This is a genomic window from Pseudomonas sp. AOB-7, from assembly GCF_003696305.1.
GTDB lineage: Bacteria > Pseudomonadota > Gammaproteobacteria > Pseudomonadales > Pseudomonadaceae > Aquipseudomonas.
On the sequence record NZ_RFFK01000012.1, the window covers coordinates 11,928 to 30,946 of the forward strand.

A 19,019-nucleotide genomic window follows, 5' to 3' on the forward strand; every position below is an offset into this window, starting at 1 on the left:
CCATGATCGAGCTGCTGGCACGCCTGGTCGACACCGCCGATCCGCTGCTGCTGCGCCAGGCGCTGGCCTGGCTGTACGGCTTCGTGCGTCCGCACCTGCGCGCCGTGGCGCTGCTGCTCGGCCTGTCGCTGGGCGCCTCGTTGCTGGTGCTGGCGCAACCCTGGCTGACCAAGACGCTGATCGACGACGGTCTGCTGGCGCGGGACTTCCCCGTGCTGGTGCAGGTGGCCGTGGCGATGATAGTCGTCGGCATCCTCGGCACGCTGCTCGGCGGCATCAACCGCTACCTGCATACCCAGCTGTCCGGGCGCATCCTGTTCGCCCTGCGCGACGACCTCTACGGCCATCTGCAGACCCTGTCGCCAGCTTTCTATGGCCAACGACGGATCGGCGACCTGCTGTCGCGTCTGGACGGCGACGTCGCCGAGATCCAGCGCTTCGCCGTCGATTCGCTGTTCGCCGCGGTGTCGGCGGTCATCGGCCTGCTCGGTGCCGTAGTCCTGATGCTGGCGTTGTCCTGGCAGCTGGCGTTGCTGCTGGCGGTGCTGATCCCCGTCGAGGTGCTGTGGCTGCGCTGGATGCGGCGTAGGGTCGAGCGCGACGCCCGCGGCCTGCGCGAGCGCTCGGCGGACCTGTCGTCGTTTCTGGTCGAAACCCTGCCGGCGATGAAGTTCATCCAGGCCGCCGGCCAGCAGCAGCGTGAGGCGCAGCGCCTGCAGGGCCTCGGTCAGGGCTACCTGCGCCAGCTGCTCAGACTGCAGGTCAGCGAGTTCTTCACCCACGCGGTGCCCGGTACCCTGACCTCGTTGTCGCGGGCCTGCGTGTTCATCATCGGCGGTTACTGGGTGGTGCAGGGCACCTGGCAACTCGGCGCGTTGATCGCCTTCTCCACCTACCTGGGCATGGCCGTTGGCCCGGTGCAGAGCCTGCTCGGCCTGTACGTGGCGATGCAGCGGATGAGCGTCAGCCTCGGCCGGGTGATGGAGCTCAAGTGCGAACCGGCCCAGGTCAGCCAGGTGGCGCGGCCGCAGCCGCTGGCGCAGGGCCACGGCGAGCTGCGCCTGGAGGGGGTCTGGTTCGCCCACCCGCAGCGCGCCGAGGCGGTGCTGCGCGGCGTCGAGGTGCGCATCGCGGCAGGGCTGAAAGTCGCCATCAGCGGCGCCTCCGGGGTCGGCAAGTCGACCCTGATCGACCTGCTGCAGCGCTTCTACGACCCCAGTCAGGGCCGCATCCTGCTGGACGGCCGCGACCTGCGCGAACTGGAGCTGGCCGAGCTGCGCCGGCGTATCGCCGTGGTCAGCCAGGACATCGTGCTGTTTCGTGGCAGCCTGGCCGACAACCTCGCCTACGCCGCACCGCAGGTCGAGCGCGCGGCCATCGAACAGGTGGTGCGCCTGGCCCGCCTCGACGAGCTGGTGGCCAGCCTGCCGCAGGGCCTCGACAGCCAGCTCGGCGAGCGTGGCCAGCAGCTCTCCGGCGGGCAGAAGCAGCGCATTGCCATCGCCCGCGCGCTGCTCCAGGCGCCGCTGATCCTGGTGCTCGACGAGGCCACCTCGGCGGTGGACGAGAACACCGAACGCGAGGTGATCGCCGCCATCGACGAGCTGTTTGCCGACCGTACACGCATCCTCATCAGCCACCGCCGTTCGACCCTGGCGCAGTGCGATCTGCACCTGCAGCTGGCCGAGGGGCAGCTGCGGCCGCTGCCGGCGGAGGCCGCGAGCGATGTCCGCTGAACCGCATATCGGCCTGGTCGACAGCGGCCACGCGTCGGCCCAGGCGCCGCTGATCCGCGCCGGGCGGCGTTTCTGGCTGGACGGCGAAGCGCTGTGCGAGGGAGCGCTGGCAGCCGATGACCTTGGCCACGGCGCCGCGGTGATCGCCAGCCTGACGGCCGAGGCCGGCGCTGCCGAGCTATGCCTGGCCCAGGTATTCGACGGCCGCGGGCAGACCAGCGCGCTGCAACTGGCCGCCGCCATCCACTGGCTGATCGAGCAGGACGTGGTGCTGATCAACCTCAGCCTCGGCCTGCGCCAGGACCGACCCTTGCTGCGCCAGGCCTGCGCGGCAGCGAGCGCGGCGGGCATCCTGCTCTGTGCCTCCAGCCCGGCCCAGGGCGCAGCGGTGTTCCCGGCGGCCTATCCGCAGGTGCTGCGCATCACCGGCGACGCCCGCTGTGCGCCGGGGCAGTGGTCCTGGCTGGATAGCGCCCAGGCCGACTTCGGTGCGCCGGTGCGCGCGGACAGCGGCATGGCCGGCGCCAGCGTCGCCTGCGCCGCCCTCAGCGGGCTGATCGCCGCCTTCCTGCGTCGCGAGCCCGGGGCGGGGCGCGAGGCGGTGCTCGACTACCTGCACCGGGGCGCCGCCTTCATCGGCCCCGAGCGGCGCGGGGCCGGCCCATGAGCGCGCCGCGTATCCTGGTGCTGGGCGCCGGCCCGGCCGGCGCCGCGGTGGCGCTGGGCCTGCGGCGCCTGGGTTATCCGTTACGGGTGGTCAGCGACTGGCGCCGCTTCGTCGCGCTGGAGGGCGTCTCGCAGCGGGTGCTCGACGGCCTGCGCCAGGCCGGCCTGCACCGTGCCCTGGCCTGCGCCACCCTGGCCTCGCCGCGGCGGGTGCAATGGAACGGCGAGGAACAGCGGCTGAATCAGGAGTTTCTGATCGACCGCGCGGCCTTCGATGCGGCGCTACGCGAGGATCTGCGCGAGGCCGGCGTGGAGCTGCTGGCGGCGCGGGTGCGTGCGGTCGAGAGCGGCGCCGACGGCCATCGGGTGCAGCTGGAAAGCGGCGAGACGTTGCACGGCGAGTTCCTCGTCGAGGCGCGCGGGCGCCAGGCGCCGCTCGCCGGCAAGCGCCAGCGTGGCCCGGAGACCCTCAGCCTGCTCAGCCAGTGGCAGCAGGCGTCGGGGCCGGCGGCGTCGGCGGTGCAGAGCCTGGCCGACGGCTGGGCCTGGATGGCGCGGCTGGCCGACGGCCGCTGCTACTGGCAGATCACCCGCGACGCCGCCGGCCTGCCGCTGCGGGCGCAGCTGCCGGCCTGGTGCGCGCAGCGCCGCGGCGAATCGGCGCTGGTGCGCGAGCTGTTTGGCGCCGCGGCGCTGCAACCGGCCGCCCTGCATGCGCGCAGCAGCACGGCGATCCTCTTCGACGAGGCCAGCGGCGCCAACTGGCTGCGCGTCGGCGACGCCGCCATGGCGGTGGACCCGCTGTCCGGCAACGGCATCTTCCAGTCGCTGTCCTCGGCGCTGCAGGCACCGGCGGTGATCAACACCCTGCTGCGCCACCCCGAGCGCGCGGCGTTGGCGCGACGCTTCCACCAGCAGCGGGTGGCGCAGCTGTTTCTGCGTTTCGCCCGCACCGGCCGCGACTTCTATGCCCTGGAGCGGCGCTGGGCCGAGCAGCCGTTCTGGCAGGCGCGCAGCCGCTGGCCGGACGCCGAACCGATGCACGCGCCGGCCGACGTTTCCCAGGTTCGGATCGTCAGCGCCCCGGTGCTGCGTGGCGACTCGATCGAGGAGGCCGAGGTGGTGGTCACCGCCGACCAGCCGCTGGGTATCTGGCATCTGCAGGGCGTCGAGTTGGCGCCAGTGGTGCGCGCGCTGCAGGCCGGTGAACTCGCGCAGGCCCTGGCGCGCTTGCAGCCGGAGCCGCGTCGGCTGGTGCAGCGCTGGTTGCTGGCTCAGGGCTACGGCCCTGCTGGGCGACCTGGATAGACTGCGCCACGTGCGATACGTGGCGCGTCTGGAGAGGATCAGAGTTTGATCAGCACCGATTTGAGTTCGGTGTAGTGCTCGATGGCGGCGGCGCCCATCTCGCGGCCGACGCCGGAGAGCTTGTAGCCGCCGAAAGGCAGCGCCGGATCGAGGGCGCTGTGGCAGTTGACCCAGACCGAGCCGGACTTGATCCGCGGCACCATACGGTGCACCGCCGACAGGTCGTTGGACCAGATGCTGGCGCCGAGGCCGTAAGGGTTGTCGTTGGCCATGCGCACCACCTCGTCGATATCGTCGAAGGGCATGGCCACTAGCACCGGGCCGAAGATTTCTTCCTGCACCAGGCGATGCTGCTGGTCGACGTCGACTATCACCGTCGGTTTGACGAAGTAGCCGGGGCCGAAGCCTTCGCCGCCACAAGCGATGGTGGCGCCCAGCTCGCGGCCTAGCTGGATGTAGCCGGTGACGCGATCCTGCTGCTTGGCGGAGATCAGCGGGCCCATCTGCACGCTCGGGTCGAGGCCATTGCCCAGCTTCATGCCGTTGGCGATGCCGGCGATGTCGGCCACCACGTTGTCGAAGTGCTTGCGGTGCACGTACAGGCGCGAACCGGCGCAGCAGACCTGGCCCTGGTTGAAGAAGATCGCGGTGGCGGCACCGGCGGCGGCTTCGGCGAGGTTGGCGTCCGGCAGGACGATGGTCGGCGACTTGCCGCCCAGTTCCAGGGTCACCCGGGTCATGTTGTCCATGGCCGCCTTGCCGATCTGCTTGCCCACCTCGGTGGAGCCGGTGAAGGTCAGCTTGTCCACGCCCGGGTGGCGGGTGAGGGCGACGCCGGCATTCAGGCCGGTGCCGGTGACCAGGTTGAACACCCCGGCCGGGTAGCCGGCTTCCAGCACCAGCTCGGCCAGCTTCAGCGCGGTCAGCGGGGTTTCGTCGGCCGGCTTGAGCACCATGGTACAGCCGGTGGCCAGTGCCGGGCCGAGCTTCCAGCAGGCCAGCAGCAGCGGGAAGTTCCAGGCGACGATGGCGCCCACCACACCCACCGCCTCGCGGCGGATATAGCCGTGGAACTGGTCGTCGGGCATCAGCGGCATCGACACGTCGACCGTAGTGCCCTCGATCTTGGTGGCCCAGCCGGCCATGTAGCGCAGGAAGTCGATGGCCAGCTGCACGTCCATCACCTGGGCCACGGCGACGCTCTTGCCGTTGTTCAGGCACTCCAGCTCGGCCAGCTCCCTGGCGTCGCGCTGCATCAGGTCGGCCAGGCGCCACAGCAGGTTCTGCCGCTCGCGCGGGCGCATACGGCTCCACGGCGAGTCGTCGAAGGCCTGACGGGCGGCGCGTACGGCGCGATCGACATCCTCGGCCGCGGCGCTGGGCACGTCACCGAGCACCTCGCCGCTGGCCGGGTTACGGAAGGCCAGGGTGGCGCCGCTGGCGGCGTCCTGCCACTCGGCGCCGATCAGCATCTGCAGCTTGCGCGCAAGGAAGGCACGGGTCTGGGGGAGGGTGGGCAGGTCGGTGGACATGGGAAGGACCTCATTCATTGATGTTGTCCCGGCCCTTTCGCAACGCCCGTGCCAAGGCCGTTTTTGTCGATCAAGCCATTGATGTAGAAGGATTTATTCGCTCTTCTCGAACCAGGGCAAGGCGTTCCGCTGTTGCACTTTGAGACGGCCTGAGACGGCCCTGGCACAGTTGCCGGAGCTACGCTTGCAGGGTGGCGCGCGCTCGCGTCTCAGGCTGGAACAGTCTGTCGCGAAACAAGACAGCCAGGCGGGCCGTCAGCATTTTCCCAAGGCCGGTATTTTTTAATTAATTAATTGTTTTAAAAGGGTTTTATCTGCTGTGGCACACATTGTGTATTTGCCCTGGCAGCTGCGCCCGCCTTGCAACGGGATGCAAACCATAAGAACAACACCGTGGAGGTCTGACCTTGAAGACGACTCGACTCCGGCAGCACGCAGGCACCCTGGCCCTGGCCATGGCAGCCCTGACGTTCGGCCAGGCCCAGGCAGCAGAGAGCGGCGAAGCCCTGCTCAAGTCCAAGTGCATGGGGTGCCATATTCCCGAGGGCAACGACGCGCTCAGCCGCATCAGTCACCAGCGCAAGACCCCCGAGGGCTGGCTGATGAGCATCGCCCGCATGCAGGTGATGCATGGCCTGCAGATCGGCGACGATGACCGCCGCACCCTGGTCAAGTACCTGGCCGACAAGCAGGGCCTGGCCCCCAGCGAGACAGAAGGGGTGCGCTATGCCATGGAGCGCCGCCTGAACACCGTCGAGCAGTTCGACGAGCAGCTCGGTCAGATGTGCGGCCGCTGCCACTCCAGCGCCCGGGTCGCCCTGCAGCGCCGCCCGGCCAAGGAATGGGAGCACCTGGTGCATTTTCACCTCGGCCAGTGGCCGTCCCTCGAATACCAGGCCCAGTCGCGCGACCGCGACTGGCTGGACCTCGCCCTCAAGCAGATGGTGCCGGACCTGGCCAAGCGCTTCCCGCTGGAGGACCAGGCCTGGACCGACTGGCAGAAGACCCGGCCCAAGGCCGACGTCCTGCCGGGGCAGTGGAGCTTCAGCGGCCACATGTTGGCCAAGGGCGATGTGCGCGGGGTGATGACGGTGACTGCCGATGCAGGCGATACCTTCAAGGTCGACGTGATAGGCCAGTATGCCGACGGCAGCCCCTTCAGCGGCAGCGGCTCGGCCATCCTCTACAACGGCTATGAGTGGCGCGGCAACGTGAAGGTCGGCGAGACCAACATGCGCCAGGTTTTCGCCGCCATCGACGGCGAGATGAAGGGCCGCATGTTCGAGGCCGAGCACGACGAGCGCGGCCTGGACTTCAGCGCCGTGAAGGAGGGCAATGCCCGTCTCCTCGCGGTACAGCCGGCCTTTATCAAGGCGGGCAGCGAAACCGAGCTGACCCTGGTGGGCAGCGGCCTGTCCGGCGCCCCCGAACTGGGCGCCGGGCTCGAGGTGGTCAAGGTGCTGGACAGCGCACCGACCCAGTTGCGGGTGAAGGTGAAGGCCGCTGCCGATGCCGCGCCGGGTCTGCGCAGCGTGACGCTGGGCCAGCTCGCGGGTGTCGAGCTGGCCGTCTACAAGGACATCGCCGAGGTCAAGGTGGTGCCCGCGTTCTCCGTCGCCCGGGTCGGCGACAACGGCGGCTCCACGCCCAAGGTGCAGGGCCGCTTCGAGGCCGAGGCCTGGGGCAAGGGTGCCGACGGCAAGCCCTACCGCATCGGCTACCTGCCGGCGAAATGGTCGGTCGAGCCGTTCGACGAGCGGGCCGAGGAAGACGAGGACGTGAAGTTCGCCGGCCAGATGCAGAAAGATGGCGTCTTCGTGCCCGGCGGCGCCGGCCCGAATCCCGAGCGCAAGATGATGACCAACAACGCCGGCAACCTGAAGGTGATCGCCGAGCTGGAGGAGGGCGGCCACAAGGGCCAAGGCCAGCTGATCGTCACCGTCCAGCGCTGGAACAACCCGCCGCTGCCCTGATGGGCAGGGCCCGGGCGGCGAATGGGCGCCGTCCGGATTCACGACGAATTGGGAAGAATTCCGGGAGGTCGCCATGGGCGCAATCTTGAATCTGGTCGAACGCAACCTGCACGAAGTGCGGGTCGATGCCGACCGCATGCTGTTCCATATCCCCAGCAGTTCGCTGTTCGCCACCGATGCGGTCACCGGCGGCATCATCGACGCGCTGCGCCAGCGGGGCTGCTCGTCCGAGGAGCTGGTGCAACGGCTGGGCGAGCGCTTCGCCGGCCAGGAGGTCGAGGAGACGCTGCGCGAGCTGATCGCGCTGGAAGTGGTCAGCGACGGCTCGCCGCTGACGCCGGAGATCGGCATCGCCAAGGTCGAGCGCACGGCACTGAACACCGTGGTGCTCAACGTCAACACCGGCTGCAATCTGAGCTGCACCTACTGTTACAAGGAAGATCTCGACAAGCCCTCGGCCGGCAAGAAAATGGGCGCGGAAACCGCCGAAGCTTCGGTGGAAATGCTGTTGCGCGAATCGCCCGACGAGCAGCGCTACAGCGTGGTGTTCTTCGGTGGCGAGCCGCTGTCCAACCGGCCGCTGATCGAGCACATGGTGGACTACTGCGAGCGGCGCTTCGCCGAGGCTGGCAAGCAGGTGGAGTTCATCATGACCACCAACGCCACGCTGCTCACCGAGGAGACCATCGACTACCTCAACAAGCATCGCTTCGGGCTGTCGATCAGCATCGACGGGCCGAAGACGGTGCACGACCGCAACCGCATCACCGTGGGCGGGCAGGGCACCTACGACGTGGTGCGGCGCAAGGTCGACCTGCTGCTGTCGCGCTATCGCAGCCGCCCGGTGGGCGCGCGGGTCACCCTGACCCGCGGCATCACCGACGTCGAGACCATCTGGAACCACCTGTTCAACGAACTGGGTTTCGCCGAGGTCGGCTTCGCCCCGGTCACCTCGGGCGATATGGCCGACTACAACCTCACCGCTGAGGAGCTGGTAGAGGTTTTCGCCAACATGAAGGCCCTTGGCCGGCGCTACCTGGAGGCGGCGCTGGAGCACCGCAACATCGGCTTCTCCAACCTGCACCAGCTGATCACCGACATCCATGAAGGCCACAAGAAGGCGCTGCCCTGCGGCGCCGGCCTGAAGATGCTGGCGGTGGACCACAAGGGCGAGCTGAACCTCTGCCACCGCTTCACCGGTTCCAGCCTGCCGACCTTCGGCAATGTGCACAGCGGGGTGAAGCAGGCCGAGCTCAACGATTTTCTCTCCCAGCGCCTGGACCGCAGCGGCACCGGCTGCGACAGCTGCCGCATCCGCAACCTCTGCTCCGGTGGCTGCTACCACGAGAGCTACGCCCGCTACGGCGACCCCACTCACCCGACCTATCACTACTGCGAGCTGATGCGCGACTGGGTGGACTTCGGCATCGAAGTCTATAGCCGCATCATGGCCGCCAACCCGGCCTTCATCAGCAGCTACATCTCCCCGCGGAAGGCGCACTGACATGAAACATCTGAAGCCGCTCAACAACAAAGCGCAACTGCTCGAACAAGCCGCAGCCGAGGATCGCATCGAGGACGTCATGGCCATGAGTGCGGTGGCCGGCTGCACCGCCACCACCGATCCCGGCTGGGAAGTGGACGCCTTCGGCGGCGTCGCTTCGCTGTGCCAGCCGATGGAAGCCGACCTCTACGGCTGCTCCGACCCTTGCTGGTGGCCGGCCCAGGTGCCCGACATGATGAGCACCTACCAGGACTGGAATGCCAACGCTCAGGACTCCGCGCAGGACTGGCGCAACCTGGGCACCGTATTCCCGAAAGACAAATGACCGGCGACCAGAACAAGAGGGAAAACCGTATGAAACTCACCGTCATCGCCAGCCTGGCGACCGCCGTCGCCGGCCTCGCCCTGGGCATCCCCGCTTGGTCCGCCGACACTGCCGGCCCGGCGCTGAAATCCGGTCATGAATACATGATCGCCACCAACTACCCGAACAACCTGCACGTGCTCGACCTGGCCACCGACAGCCTGTACAAGACCTGCCAGCTGCCCGACGCCTTCGGTCCCGGTACCGCCATGATGGCGCCGGACAACAAGACCGCGTTCCTTCTGAACAACCACTTCGGCGACCTCTACGGCGTGAACCTGGACGACTGCAAGACGGTGTTCCACGCCAAGCTGTCGCGCAATCCGGGGGAGAAGGTGCGCTCGATGTTCTCCTTCGCCCTGAGCCCGGACGGTAAGGAGCTCTACACCACGGTCAAACCGACGCAGATGATGAACGACCACTACGTGGTCAAGCCGCCGCGCCTGGAGGTGTTCCGCACCGGCGATGGCCTGGATGCCAAACCCGTACGCAGCTTTCCGATGCCGCGCCAGGTCTATCTGATGCGCGCTGCCGACGACGGCAGCCTGTTCGTCGCCGGGCCGGACATCTACAAGATGGACGTGCACAGCGGCAAGTACGAGGTGGCAGTGCCCCTGCGCAACTGGCAGCGGCCGCTCTACAGTGCACCGGACGTGCTGTACTTCTGGCCGCACCAGACCGCCTTGAACGACTTCTCGATGCTCTACACCACTGCGAAGTTTCAGGATGACAAGCAGGACCTGGCCACTGCCGACTACCGCTACGGCTACCTGAGCATCGACCTCAAGACCGGCAAGTCCGTCGTGCAGGACTTCGCCCCGCTCACCGAGCTGTACTTCACCGGGCTGCGCTCGCCGAAGGACCCGAACCAGATGTTCGGCGTGCTCAATCGCCTGGCCAAGTACGATATCAAGGAGCAGAAACTGATCAAGGCGGCCAACCTGGATCACTCCTACTACTGCATCGCCTTCAACACCCAAGGCAGCAAGCTATACCTGGCCGGCACCTTCAACGACATTGCCGTCTACGACCCGGACAGCCTGGAGAAACTGGGCAATATCAAGCTGCCGGGCGGCGATATGTCGCTCACCACCACTCAGGTATTCACCCGCTGATACGGCTACCCCGCGCCGGGCGCGGGGTATTCGACCAACAGATGACTGGACAGCACCGGGGTCGGTGATCTAGGTTGCCGTTTGCGTAAACGGAAAAGCCGGGCCCGGCCCAGGCGTCCCATAACAAGCACAAGATCGAGGGAACCCATGACTTCACCCAGCTATACCCGCGGCCCGCAGGACAAGCCCCTGCTGGCGATGACCATAGGCGCGGCGTTCGATGCGACCGTGGCGCGTTTCGCCGAGCGCGAGGCGCTGGTGGTGCGTCACCAGCAACTCCGTTACAGCTGGACGCAGCTGGCCGAGCAGGTCGAGCGCTGCGCCCGCGCGCTGCTGGCCATCGGCATGCAGCCGGGCGAGCGCCTGGGCATCTGGGCGCCGAACTGCGCGCAGTGGTGCATCGCCCAGTTCGCCAGCGCCAAGGTCGGGGTGATCCTGGTCAACATCAACCCGGCCTATCGCCTGAACGAGCTGGAATATGCGCTCAAGCATTCCGGCTGCCGCTGGCTGATCTGCGCCGATGCGTTCAAGACCAGCGACTACCACGCCATGCTCGGCGAGCTGCTGCCGGAGCTGGCGGCCAGCGCCACCGGCGCGCTGCACAGCCGCATGCTGCCGGAGCTGCGCGGGGTGATCAGCCTGGGCCGCGAGCCTGCCGCCGGCATGCTAGGTTGGGACGCACTGCTGGCGCACGCCGAGGCGGTCGGCGCCGAGCAGCTGCGCGCCTGCAGCGCCCAGCTGCAGTTCGACGAGCCGATCAACATCCAGTACACCTCCGGCACCACCGGCTTTCCCAAGGGCGCGACGCTCAGTCACTACAACATCCTCAACAACGGTTACATGGTCGGCGAGAGCCTGGGCCTCACCGAGCACGACCGCCTGGTGATCCCGGTGCCGCTGTACCACTGCTTCGGCATGGTGATGGGCAACCTCGGCTGCCTGACCCACGGCAGCACCATGATCTACCCGGGCGACGCCTTCGACCCGCTGACCACCCTGCAGGCGGTGGCCGAGGAGCGCGCCACGGCGCTGTACGGCGTGCCGACCATGTTTATCGCCGAGCTGGATCACCCGCGCCGCGGCGAGTTCGACCTGTCCAGCCTGCGCACCGGGATCATGGCCGGGGCGACCTGCCCGATCGAGGTGATGAAGCGGGTGATCGGCGAGATGCACATGGCCGAGGTGCAGATCGCCTACGGCATGACCGAGACCAGCCCGGTGTCGACCCAGACCGCGGCGGACGACGACCTGCAGCGCCGCGTGGCCAGCGTCGGGCGCACCCAGCCGCACCTGGAGAGCAAGGTGGTCGACGAGCACGGGCGCATCGTCGCGCGCGGGCAGATCGGCGAGCTGTGCACCCGCGGCTACAGCGTGATGCTCGGTTACTGGAACAACCCCGAGGCCACCGCCGAGGCGATCGACGGCGCGCGCTGGATGCACACCGGCGACCTGGCGGTGATGGACGAGGCGGGCTACCTGAGCATCGTCGGGCGCAACAAGGACATGATCATCCGCGGCGGCGAGAACGTGTACCCGCGCGAGATCGAGGAGTTCCTCTTCGGTCATCCGGCGGTGGCCGACGTGCAGGTGGTGGGCATTCCCGACGAGCGCTACGGTGAGGAGATCGTCGCCTGGATCAAGTGCCACCCCGGCCAGGCGATCGACGACGAGCAGCTGCGCGCGTTCTGCAAGGGGCGCATCGCCCACTTCAAGGTGCCGCGGCATTTCCTCTTCGTCGACGCCTTCCCGATGACGGTGACCGGCAAGGTGCAGAAGTTTCGCATGCGCGAGATCAGCATCGAGCAGTCGAGCAAGGCCGGCTGAGGCGCGGCGGCGATTGCCCGCGCGCCGGGCGCCTGCCACAGTGCGCGTCCCACGTCCCCACCGGCAAGGAGCACGATGAGCGCCAGCAGCGAGAAGGGCACCATCTCCGTCCATCTGGTGGCCGAGGCGCTGCTCGAGTGGCGGCGCCGCGGTCTGCCCGACGAGCCGCTGCTGGAGCAGGCCGGCATCGCCCCGGCGCAGCTGCTGCGGCCCTACGCGCGGGTCCCGGCGCAGGCCTATGCGCGCCTGTGGCTGGGCATCGCCGCGGCGATGGACGACGAGTTCTTCGGCATGGATGCGCGGCGCATGAAGTCCGGCAGCTTCGCCTATATGGCCCATGCGGTCCTCGGCGAGGCGGACCTCGGCGCAGCGCTGGAGAGCATGCTGCGCTTCCTCGCCCTGATGTTCGACGACCTGCAGCCGCGCCTGGAGCGCCAGGGCAGCCTGGTGCAGATCGTCCTCGACGAGCGTGGCGAGCCGCCGGCACGGGCCTTCGCCTGCTTCACCCTGTGGCTGATGCTGCACGGCCTGGCCTGCTGGCTGGTGGGGCGGCGCATCGCCATTCTCGGCGTCGAGCTGCGCGGCCCGGCGCCGGGCTACTGTGGCGACTACCGAGTGATGTTCAGCGACAACCTGCGCTTCGACCGCCCGCACAACCGCCTGCTGCTCAACGCCGACTGCCTGGCCCTGCCGGTGCGGCGTAGCGCGCGCGAACTCAAACGCTTTCTCGCCGGCGCGCCGGGCAACATCCTGGTGCGCTACCGCGATCCGCAGAGTCTCGGCGCGCGGATCAAGGCCTACCTGCGCAGCCTCAAGCCCGAGCGCTGGCCGGATCTCGACGCGCTGTCCGGGCATTTCTTCATGGCCTCCTCGACCCTGCGGCGCAAGCTGGCCCAGGAGGGGCAGTCCTACCAGGGCCTCAAGGACCAAGTGCGCCGCGACCTGGCCATCGCTCGCCTGGACGCCGGGGCGAGCAACTTCACCGAGCTGGCCTTCGATCTGGGCTTCGCCGACACCAGTGCCTTCTACAAGGCGTTCAGGAAGTGGACCGGCACCACGCCAGGGCAGTACCGCGCCCTGCATCATCCGGACTGAGAAAAACTGACGGCTCCTGGCAGTTCGTCGGCGCCTTGCGCGCAGGCGCTGTCCAAAACGCTCGGACCGATCGACGACTTTCGACATTGCCGGCGGCCAGCGCCGGCGCGAGCATCGCGCTACTCCAACAAAAACAATCCGGGAGGCTACCCGATGCGCGATTACTTCACCGCTGCCGGCGAGTTCGATTACGCCAGTGCCGCTTCCAGCACCCTGGCGGGTGACCTCGAGGCCCTCAATGCCTGTGTCGAATGCTGCGACCGCCATGCCGAGCCAGGGCGCGTCGCGCTGGTCTGGGAAGGGCGCGAGGGTGCCCGGGCCAGCTGGACCTTCGCTCAGCTCAAGGACGCCTCGGCGCGCTTCGCCAACCTGCTGCAGGCGCGCGGCGTGGGGCCTGGCGACTGCGTATCGGGCATGCTGCCGCGCACGCCGGAGCTGCTGATCACCATCCTCGGTACCTGGCGCGCGGGGGCGGTGTACCAGCCATTGTTCACCGCCTTCGGGCCCAAGGCCATCGAACACCGGGTACGGCTCGCCGGATCGAAGCTGCTGGTCACCGACCTGGCCAACCGCGCCAAGCTCGACGAGGTGCAGGACGCGCCGCCGCTGCTGAGCGTCGGCGAGGACTTCTGGACCGAGCTGGAGCGCCAGCCGGACCACTTCGAGCCGGTGCGGCGCAAGGCGTCCGATCCCTTCCTGCTGATGTTCACTTCCGGCACCACTGGTCTGGCCAAACCGCTGGCCGTACCGCTGAAGGCCATCGTCGCCTTCGTCAGCTACCTGCGCGATGCGGTCGACCTGCGCCCCGAGGACAGGTTCTGGAACCTGGCCGATCCGGGATGGGCCTACGGCCTCTATTACGCGGTGACCGCTCCGCTGGCCATGGGGCATGCCACCACCTTCTACGAAGGCGGCTTCAGCGTGGAGAGCACGTGCCGGATCATTCGCGAGCACGGCATCACCAACCTGGCCGGCTCGCCCACCGCCTACCGCCTGTTGCTGGCGGCCAAGGACGAGGTGCAAGCCGCGCTCAAGGGCCAACTGCGTGCCGTCAGCAGCGCCGGCGAACCGCTGACCCCGGAGGTGATCCGCTGGTTCGCCGAGGGCCTCGGTTGCACCATCCACGACCATTACGGCCAGACCGAGCTGGGCATGGTACTGTGCAATCACCACGCCCTGCAGCATCCGGTGCGCCTCGGCGCCGCCGGTTTCGCCATGCCCGGTCACCGCGTCGTGGTGCTGGACGAGCAGCAGCGCGAACTGCCCGCCGGCCAACCCGGCATCCTCGCCCTGGACATGCCGCGCTCGCCGCTGTTCTGGTTCCCCGGCTATCAGGGCATGGCCACCCGTGCCTTCGTCGGCGACTACTATCTGAGTGGCGATACGGTGGAGCGGAACGAGGACGGCAGCATCAGCTTCGTCGGCCGCGCCGATGACGTGATCACGACCAGCGGCTACCGGGTCGGCCCCTTCGACGTGGAGAGTGCGCTGATCGAGCACCCGGCGGTGATCGAAGCCGCGGTGATCGGCAAGCCCGACCCGGAGCGTACCGAACTGGTCAAGGCCTTCGTCGTGTTGCATGCCGGCCACACGGGCGACGCCGAACTGGCCGAGGCGCTGCAGCAATACGTGCGCAAGCGCCTGTCCGCCCATGCCTATCCGCGCGAGATCGAGTTCGTCGCGGAGCTGCCCAAGACCCCGAGCGGCAAGATCCAGCGCTTTCTCCTGCGCAACCAGGAGATCGCCAAGGCCCAGGCGGCCGCCGCTCACTGATCCCAAGGAGTCAACAACGTGCGTATCGAAAATTCCGTGTTCCTGGTCACCGGCGGCGGTTCCGGCCTGGGCCTGGCCACTGCCCGCGAACTGTTGGGGCAGGGCGGCAAGGTGGTGCTGGTGGACATCAATGCCGAGGCTGGCGCCACCTGCGCCGAGGAACTGGGCGAGGGTGCCCGTTTCGTCAGGGCCGACATCTGCCGTGAGGAAGACGCCCGCGCCGCGGTGAGCGCCGCCGTCGAGGCGTTCGGCGGCCTGCACGGCCTGGTCAACTGCGCCGGGGTGGCGCCGGCCGAGAAGGTCATCGGCCGCAACGGCGTGCACGGCCTGGACAGCTTCGCCCGGACCATCAACATCAACCTGGTCGGCAGCTTCAACATGCTGCGCCTGGCCGCCGAGGCCATGGCCCAGGGGCAGCCGAATGCCGAGGGCGAGCGCGGCGTGATCATCAACACCGCCTCGGTGGCGGCCTTCGACGGGCAGATCGGTCAGGCCGCCTATGCCGCGTCGAAGGGCGGCGTGGTCGGCATGACCCTGCCGATCGCCCGCGAACTGGCGCGTCATGGCATCCGCGTGATGTGCATCGCTCCCGGCATCTTCGAAACCCCGATGATGGCCGGTATGCCCGAGGAGGTCCGCGCCTCCCTCGGCGCCGCCGTGCCGTTCCCGCCGCGTCTGGGCCGTCCGGCCGAGTACGCCGCATTGGTGCGCCATATCGTCGAGAACGCCATGCTCAATGGCGAGGTGATTCGCCTCGACGGCGCCATCCGTATGGCTGCGAAATAAGGAGGCCGCCATGAACAAGAATTCCATCGTCATCGTCAGCGCCGCGCGTACCGCCATGGGCGGCTTCCTCGGCGACTTCAAGGACATGAGCGCCGCCCAGCTCGGCGCCGCCGCCAACCGTGCCGCGCTGGAACGCGCGGGCGTCGCCGGCGATGCTGTCGATGAAGTGATCATGGGCTGCGTCCTGCAGGCCGGCCAGGGCCAGGCGCCGGCGCGCCAGGCCGCCCTCGGCGCGGGGCTGCCGCAATCGGTGGCCTGCTCCACGGTGAACAAGATGTGCGGCTCGGGCATGAAGGCGGTGATGCTGGCCCATGACCTGCTGCGTGCCGGCAGTGCCGAGGTGGTGCTGGCCGGCGGCATGGAGAGCATGTCGGGCGCCCCCTACCTGCTCGAGCGCGCGCGCACCGGCTACCGCATGGGCCATGGCAAGGTGCTCGACCATATGTTCCTCGACGGTCTGGAGGACGCCTATGACAAGGGACGGCTGATGGGCACCTTCGCCGAAGACTGCGCCCAGGCCTACGGCTTCACCCGCGAGCAGCAGGATGGCTTCGCCATCGCCTCGCTGACCCGCGCGCAGCGGGCCATGGCCGAGGGCCGCTTCGCCGCCGAGATCGTTTCGGTGGAGGCCAGGTCCGGCCGCGACCTGGTGACCGTCAGCCAGGACGAACAGCCGCCCAAGGCCCGCCTGGAGAAGATCCCCACCCTGAAGCCGGCCTTCCGCGAGGGCGGCACGGTGACGGCGGCCAACGCCAGCTCGATCTCCGATGGCGCGGCGTCCCTGCTGCTGATGCGCCTGGAGGAGGCGGAGAAGCGCGGCCTGGCCCCCTTGGCCTGGGTCGCCGGGCATGCGTCCTTCGCCCAGGCGCCCAATCTGTTCACTACCGCGCCGGTGGGCTCCATCCAGCGCCTACTGGCGCGCACCGGCTGGAGCCTGAACGAGGTGGACCTGTTCGAGGTCAACGAGGCCTTCGCCGTGGTGCCCATGGTGGCGATGCGTGACCTCGACATCCCGCATGACAAGCTCAACGTGCACGGCGGCGCCTGCGCCCTCGGCCACCCGATCGGCGCCTCCGGCGCCCGCGTGCTGGTGACCCTGCTCAACGCCCTGAGTCAGTACGGGTTCAAGCGCGGCGTGGCCTCGGTGTGTATCGGCGGCGGCGAGGCCACGGCGGTGGCTATCGAAAGATTCTGACTCAGGGGGAGCGGTGCGCACCAACCACCCGAGCCTTGCACCGCCCGGTCTGTGGGAGGGGCTTTAGACGCGACAGTCGCCGCTGAAGCGCGTCCCACCGTAGGGCGATCGATTAACCCGCATTATCGGAGCCAGCCATGCTGCCCAACGAAGAACAACTACTGATCCGCGACATGGCCCGCCAGTTCGCCCAGGAACGGCTAAAGCCCTTCGCCGCCGACTGGGACCGCGAGCATCGCTTCCCAACCGAGGCCATTGCCGAGATGGGCCAGCTGGGCTTTATGGGCATGCTGGTGCCGCAACAGTGGGGCGGCGCCGAGACCGGCCATCTGGCCTACGCCATGGCCCTGGAGGAAGTCGCCGCCGGCGACGGCGCCTGCTCCACCATCATGAGCGTGCACAACTCGGTGGGCTGCATGCCTATCCTGAAATACGGCAGCGAAGAGCAGAAACAGCGCTTCCTCCGCCCGCTGGCCGAAGGCAGCATGCTCGGCGCCTTCGCCCTGACCGAACCGCAGGCCGGCTCCGACGCCAGCGACCTGCGCACCCGCGCGCGGCGCGACGGCGAGCACTATGTGCTGAGCGGCGCCAAGCAGTTCATCACCTCCGGCAACCACGCCGGCATGGTCATCGTCTTCGCTGTCACCGACCCGGGGGCCGGCAAGAAGGGCATCAGCGCCTTTATCGTGCCGACTGACACGCCCGGGTTCTCGGTGGTGCGGGTGGAGGACAAGCTCGGCCAGCACGCCTCGGACACCTGCCAGATCCAGCTCGACGAGGTGCGCATCCCGGCCGAGTTGCGCCTGGGCGAGGAGGGCGAGGGTTACCGCATCGCCCTGGCCAACCTGGAAGGCGGACGCATCGGCATCGCCGCACAATCGGTGGGCATGGCCCGCGCCGCGTTCGAGGCGGCGCGCGACTACGCCCACGAGCGGGTCACTTTCGGCAAGCCGATCATCGAGCACCAGGCGGTGGCCTTCCGTCTGGCCGACATGGCCACGCAGATCGCCGTGGCGCGGCAGATGGTGCACCACGCCGCCAGCCTGCGCGAAGCCGGCCTGCCATGCCTGAGCGAGGCCTCGATGGCCAAGCTGTTCGCCTCGGAGATGGCCGAGCGGGTGTGCTCCGCGGCGATCCAGACCCTGGGCGGTTACGGCTACCTCAAGGACTTCCCGGTCGAGCGCATCTACCGCGACGTGCGCGTGTGCCAGATCTACGAAGGCACCAGCGACGTGCAGCGGATGGTGATTGCGCGCGGTTTGTAGGCGCGGCGCTATGCCGAGTGGCTGGCGGTTCGCCCCCGGGCGCTCACGGCAGGGGGCTGCTGTGCTGCCGGGCGGTCCGTTTCGCCGCCCAGCCAGGCGATGAATAGCGAGAACAGCTCGGCCTGGGAGCCGATCTGCAGTTTGGTGTAGAGATTCTTGCGGTGCATGCGCACCGTCTCCGAGGAGATTGCCAGCAGGCGTGCGCTGGACTTGGCTGAGTGGCCGCGCAGCAGCAGGTGGCAGACCTCCAGCTCGCGGGCGGTGAGCAGGCCCTCGCCGAAGCTCATAAAGGCCTCGCGCAGCTGCTGCTCGAAGTCGGCGCCCTGGGCCTGCTCCGCGTTGCCGACCTCGCGCCAGTGCTGCCGGCCCAGTTCCAGGATCACCGGCGCCAGGCTGCGCAGCAGCTGCAGCTGTTCGGCCTGGAAGGGCCGGGCGCTAAGGCCGTTGTACAGGCTGATCGAGATGCGCTGCTGGCCATCGAGCTCCAGCATAAAGTAGCAGTCCTCCACCGAGCCGGCGCCTAGGTAGTAGGTCTTGTAGTACTGGCTGTCGAAGAAGTCGTCCGGGGCGATCTCGCCCAGGCTGTAGAAACCTTCGGGCAGGCCCTGGTCCACCGCCAGGCAGAAGGGGTCGAGCAGGTAGCCGCGGGAGAAGTAGCGGCTCAGCAGCAGCTCGCGGTTGGTCGCCGGGATGCCGCGCTCGTAGAGCAGGCGGGGGGCGCCGCCGATGCGCTCCAGGTTGATCATCACCGACTCCACGGGCACCAGGCTGGCCAGGGCGTCGACCAGGCGCTCGGCGAAGTCGGGGCCATGGCAGGCGGCCATGGCCCGGGCCAGGGCTTGGTGCCAGCGCTGCAGGCTGTCCGGGGCAAGCATGGGCACAC

The 19,019-nt window shown here is 68.4% G+C and carries 15 protein-coding genes; 13 read left to right on the plus strand and 2 right to left on the minus strand.

The features are described from left to right. Nucleotides 1–2: 2 nt before the first annotated feature. The 3 genes from EA796_RS18855 to EA796_RS18865 are packed head-to-tail and all read left to right on the plus strand — an operon-like array spanning nucleotide 3 to nucleotide 3,710. Nucleotides 3–1,736, plus strand: a complete 1,734-nt coding sequence (locus EA796_RS18855) for an ABC transporter ATP-binding protein (RefSeq protein ID WP_122109718.1) — start codon at nucleotides 3–5, stop codon at nucleotides 1,734–1,736. After that, nucleotides 1,726–2,403, plus strand: coding sequence for a peptidase S8 and S53 subtilisin kexin sedolisin (locus EA796_RS18860; protein ID WP_122109719.1), 678 nt, complete (start codon nucleotides 1,726–1,728; stop codon nucleotides 2,401–2,403). Before EA796_RS18855 ends, EA796_RS18860 begins: the two co-directional genes overlap by 11 nt. Continuing rightward, a complete protein-coding gene (locus EA796_RS18865; RefSeq protein WP_122109720.1) occupies nucleotides 2,400–3,710 on the plus strand; it encodes an NAD(P)/FAD-dependent oxidoreductase in 1,311 nt (436 codons plus the stop codon). The genes EA796_RS18860 and EA796_RS18865 overlap by 4 nt, the downstream gene beginning before the upstream one ends. 38 nt (nucleotides 3,711–3,748) lie before the next feature. Here EA796_RS18865 and EA796_RS18870 read toward each other — a convergent pair whose 3' ends face one another. Continuing rightward, the gene (locus EA796_RS18870) at nucleotides 3,749–5,242 is read right to left on the minus strand and encodes an aldehyde dehydrogenase (protein ID WP_122109721.1); all 1,494 of its coding nucleotides are present in this window, start codon (nucleotides 5,240–5,242) and stop codon (nucleotides 3,749–3,751) included. A 455-nt stretch (nucleotides 5,243–5,697) separates the two neighbouring features. On the opposite strand from EA796_RS18870, the gene peaA reads away from it, so the two are divergent. The 10 genes from peaA to EA796_RS18920 all read left to right on the plus strand — a co-directional run bounded on the left by peaA (nucleotide 5,698) and on the right by EA796_RS18920 (nucleotide 18,136). Continuing rightward, entirely contained in the window at nucleotides 5,698–7,215 is a 1,518-nt protein-coding gene (peaA, locus tag EA796_RS18875; protein ID WP_256679229.1) for a quinohemoprotein amine dehydrogenase subunit alpha, read from the plus strand. Nucleotides 7,216–7,288: 73 nt separating this feature from the next. Beyond that, nucleotides 7,289–8,719, plus strand: a complete 1,431-nt coding sequence (peaB, locus tag EA796_RS18880; RefSeq protein ID WP_021443192.1) for a quinohemoprotein amine dehydrogenase maturation protein — start codon at nucleotides 7,289–7,291, stop codon at nucleotides 8,717–8,719. Between the two features lies 1 nt (nucleotide 8,720). Beyond that, nucleotides 8,721–9,044, plus strand: coding sequence for a quinohemoprotein amine dehydrogenase subunit gamma (gene qhpC, locus EA796_RS18885; RefSeq protein ID WP_021443193.1), 324 nt, complete (start codon nucleotides 8,721–8,723; stop codon nucleotides 9,042–9,044). Nucleotides 9,045–9,073: 29 nt separating this feature from the next. After that, nucleotides 9,074–10,198 carry a quinohemoprotein amine dehydrogenase subunit beta gene (gene peaD, locus EA796_RS18890; RefSeq protein ID WP_122109789.1) on the plus strand — a complete coding sequence of 375 codons (1,125 nt, stop codon included), beginning with the start codon at nucleotides 9,074–9,076 and terminating at the stop codon, nucleotides 10,196–10,198. Nucleotides 10,199–10,345: 147 nt separating this feature from the next. After that, entirely contained in the window at nucleotides 10,346–12,022 is a 1,677-nt protein-coding gene (locus EA796_RS18895; RefSeq protein WP_122109723.1) for an AMP-binding protein, read from the plus strand. A 75-nt stretch (nucleotides 12,023–12,097) separates the two neighbouring features. Then, the gene (locus EA796_RS18900; protein WP_122109724.1) at nucleotides 12,098–13,117 is read left to right on the plus strand and encodes an AraC family transcriptional regulator; all 1,020 of its coding nucleotides are present in this window, start codon (nucleotides 12,098–12,100) and stop codon (nucleotides 13,115–13,117) included. Between the two features lie 153 nt (nucleotides 13,118–13,270). After that, entirely contained in the window at nucleotides 13,271–14,890 is a 1,620-nt protein-coding gene (locus EA796_RS18905) for an acyl-CoA synthetase (protein ID WP_122109725.1), read from the plus strand. Nucleotides 14,891–14,908: 18 nt separating this feature from the next. After that, nucleotides 14,909–15,676 (plus strand): 3-hydroxyacyl-CoA dehydrogenase, encoded by a 768-nt coding sequence (locus tag EA796_RS18910; protein ID WP_122109726.1) that lies wholly within the window; start codon nucleotides 14,909–14,911, stop codon nucleotides 15,674–15,676. 10 nt (nucleotides 15,677–15,686) lie between these two features. Continuing rightward, nucleotides 15,687–16,871, plus strand: coding sequence for an acetyl-CoA C-acyltransferase (locus EA796_RS18915; protein ID WP_122109727.1), 1,185 nt, complete (start codon nucleotides 15,687–15,689; stop codon nucleotides 16,869–16,871). Nucleotides 16,872–17,008: 137 nt separating this feature from the next. Further along, the gene (locus EA796_RS18920) at nucleotides 17,009–18,136 is read left to right on the plus strand and encodes an acyl-CoA dehydrogenase family protein (RefSeq protein WP_122109728.1); all 1,128 of its coding nucleotides are present in this window, start codon (nucleotides 17,009–17,011) and stop codon (nucleotides 18,134–18,136) included. A gap of 8 nt (nucleotides 18,137–18,144) precedes the next feature. Here the strand turns inward: EA796_RS18920 and EA796_RS18925 are convergent, their stop codons facing one another. Further along, entirely contained in the window at nucleotides 18,145–19,011 is an 867-nt protein-coding gene (locus tag EA796_RS18925) for a LuxR C-terminal-related transcriptional regulator (protein ID WP_371921478.1), read from the minus strand. Nucleotides 19,012–19,019: the final 8 nt, after the last annotated feature.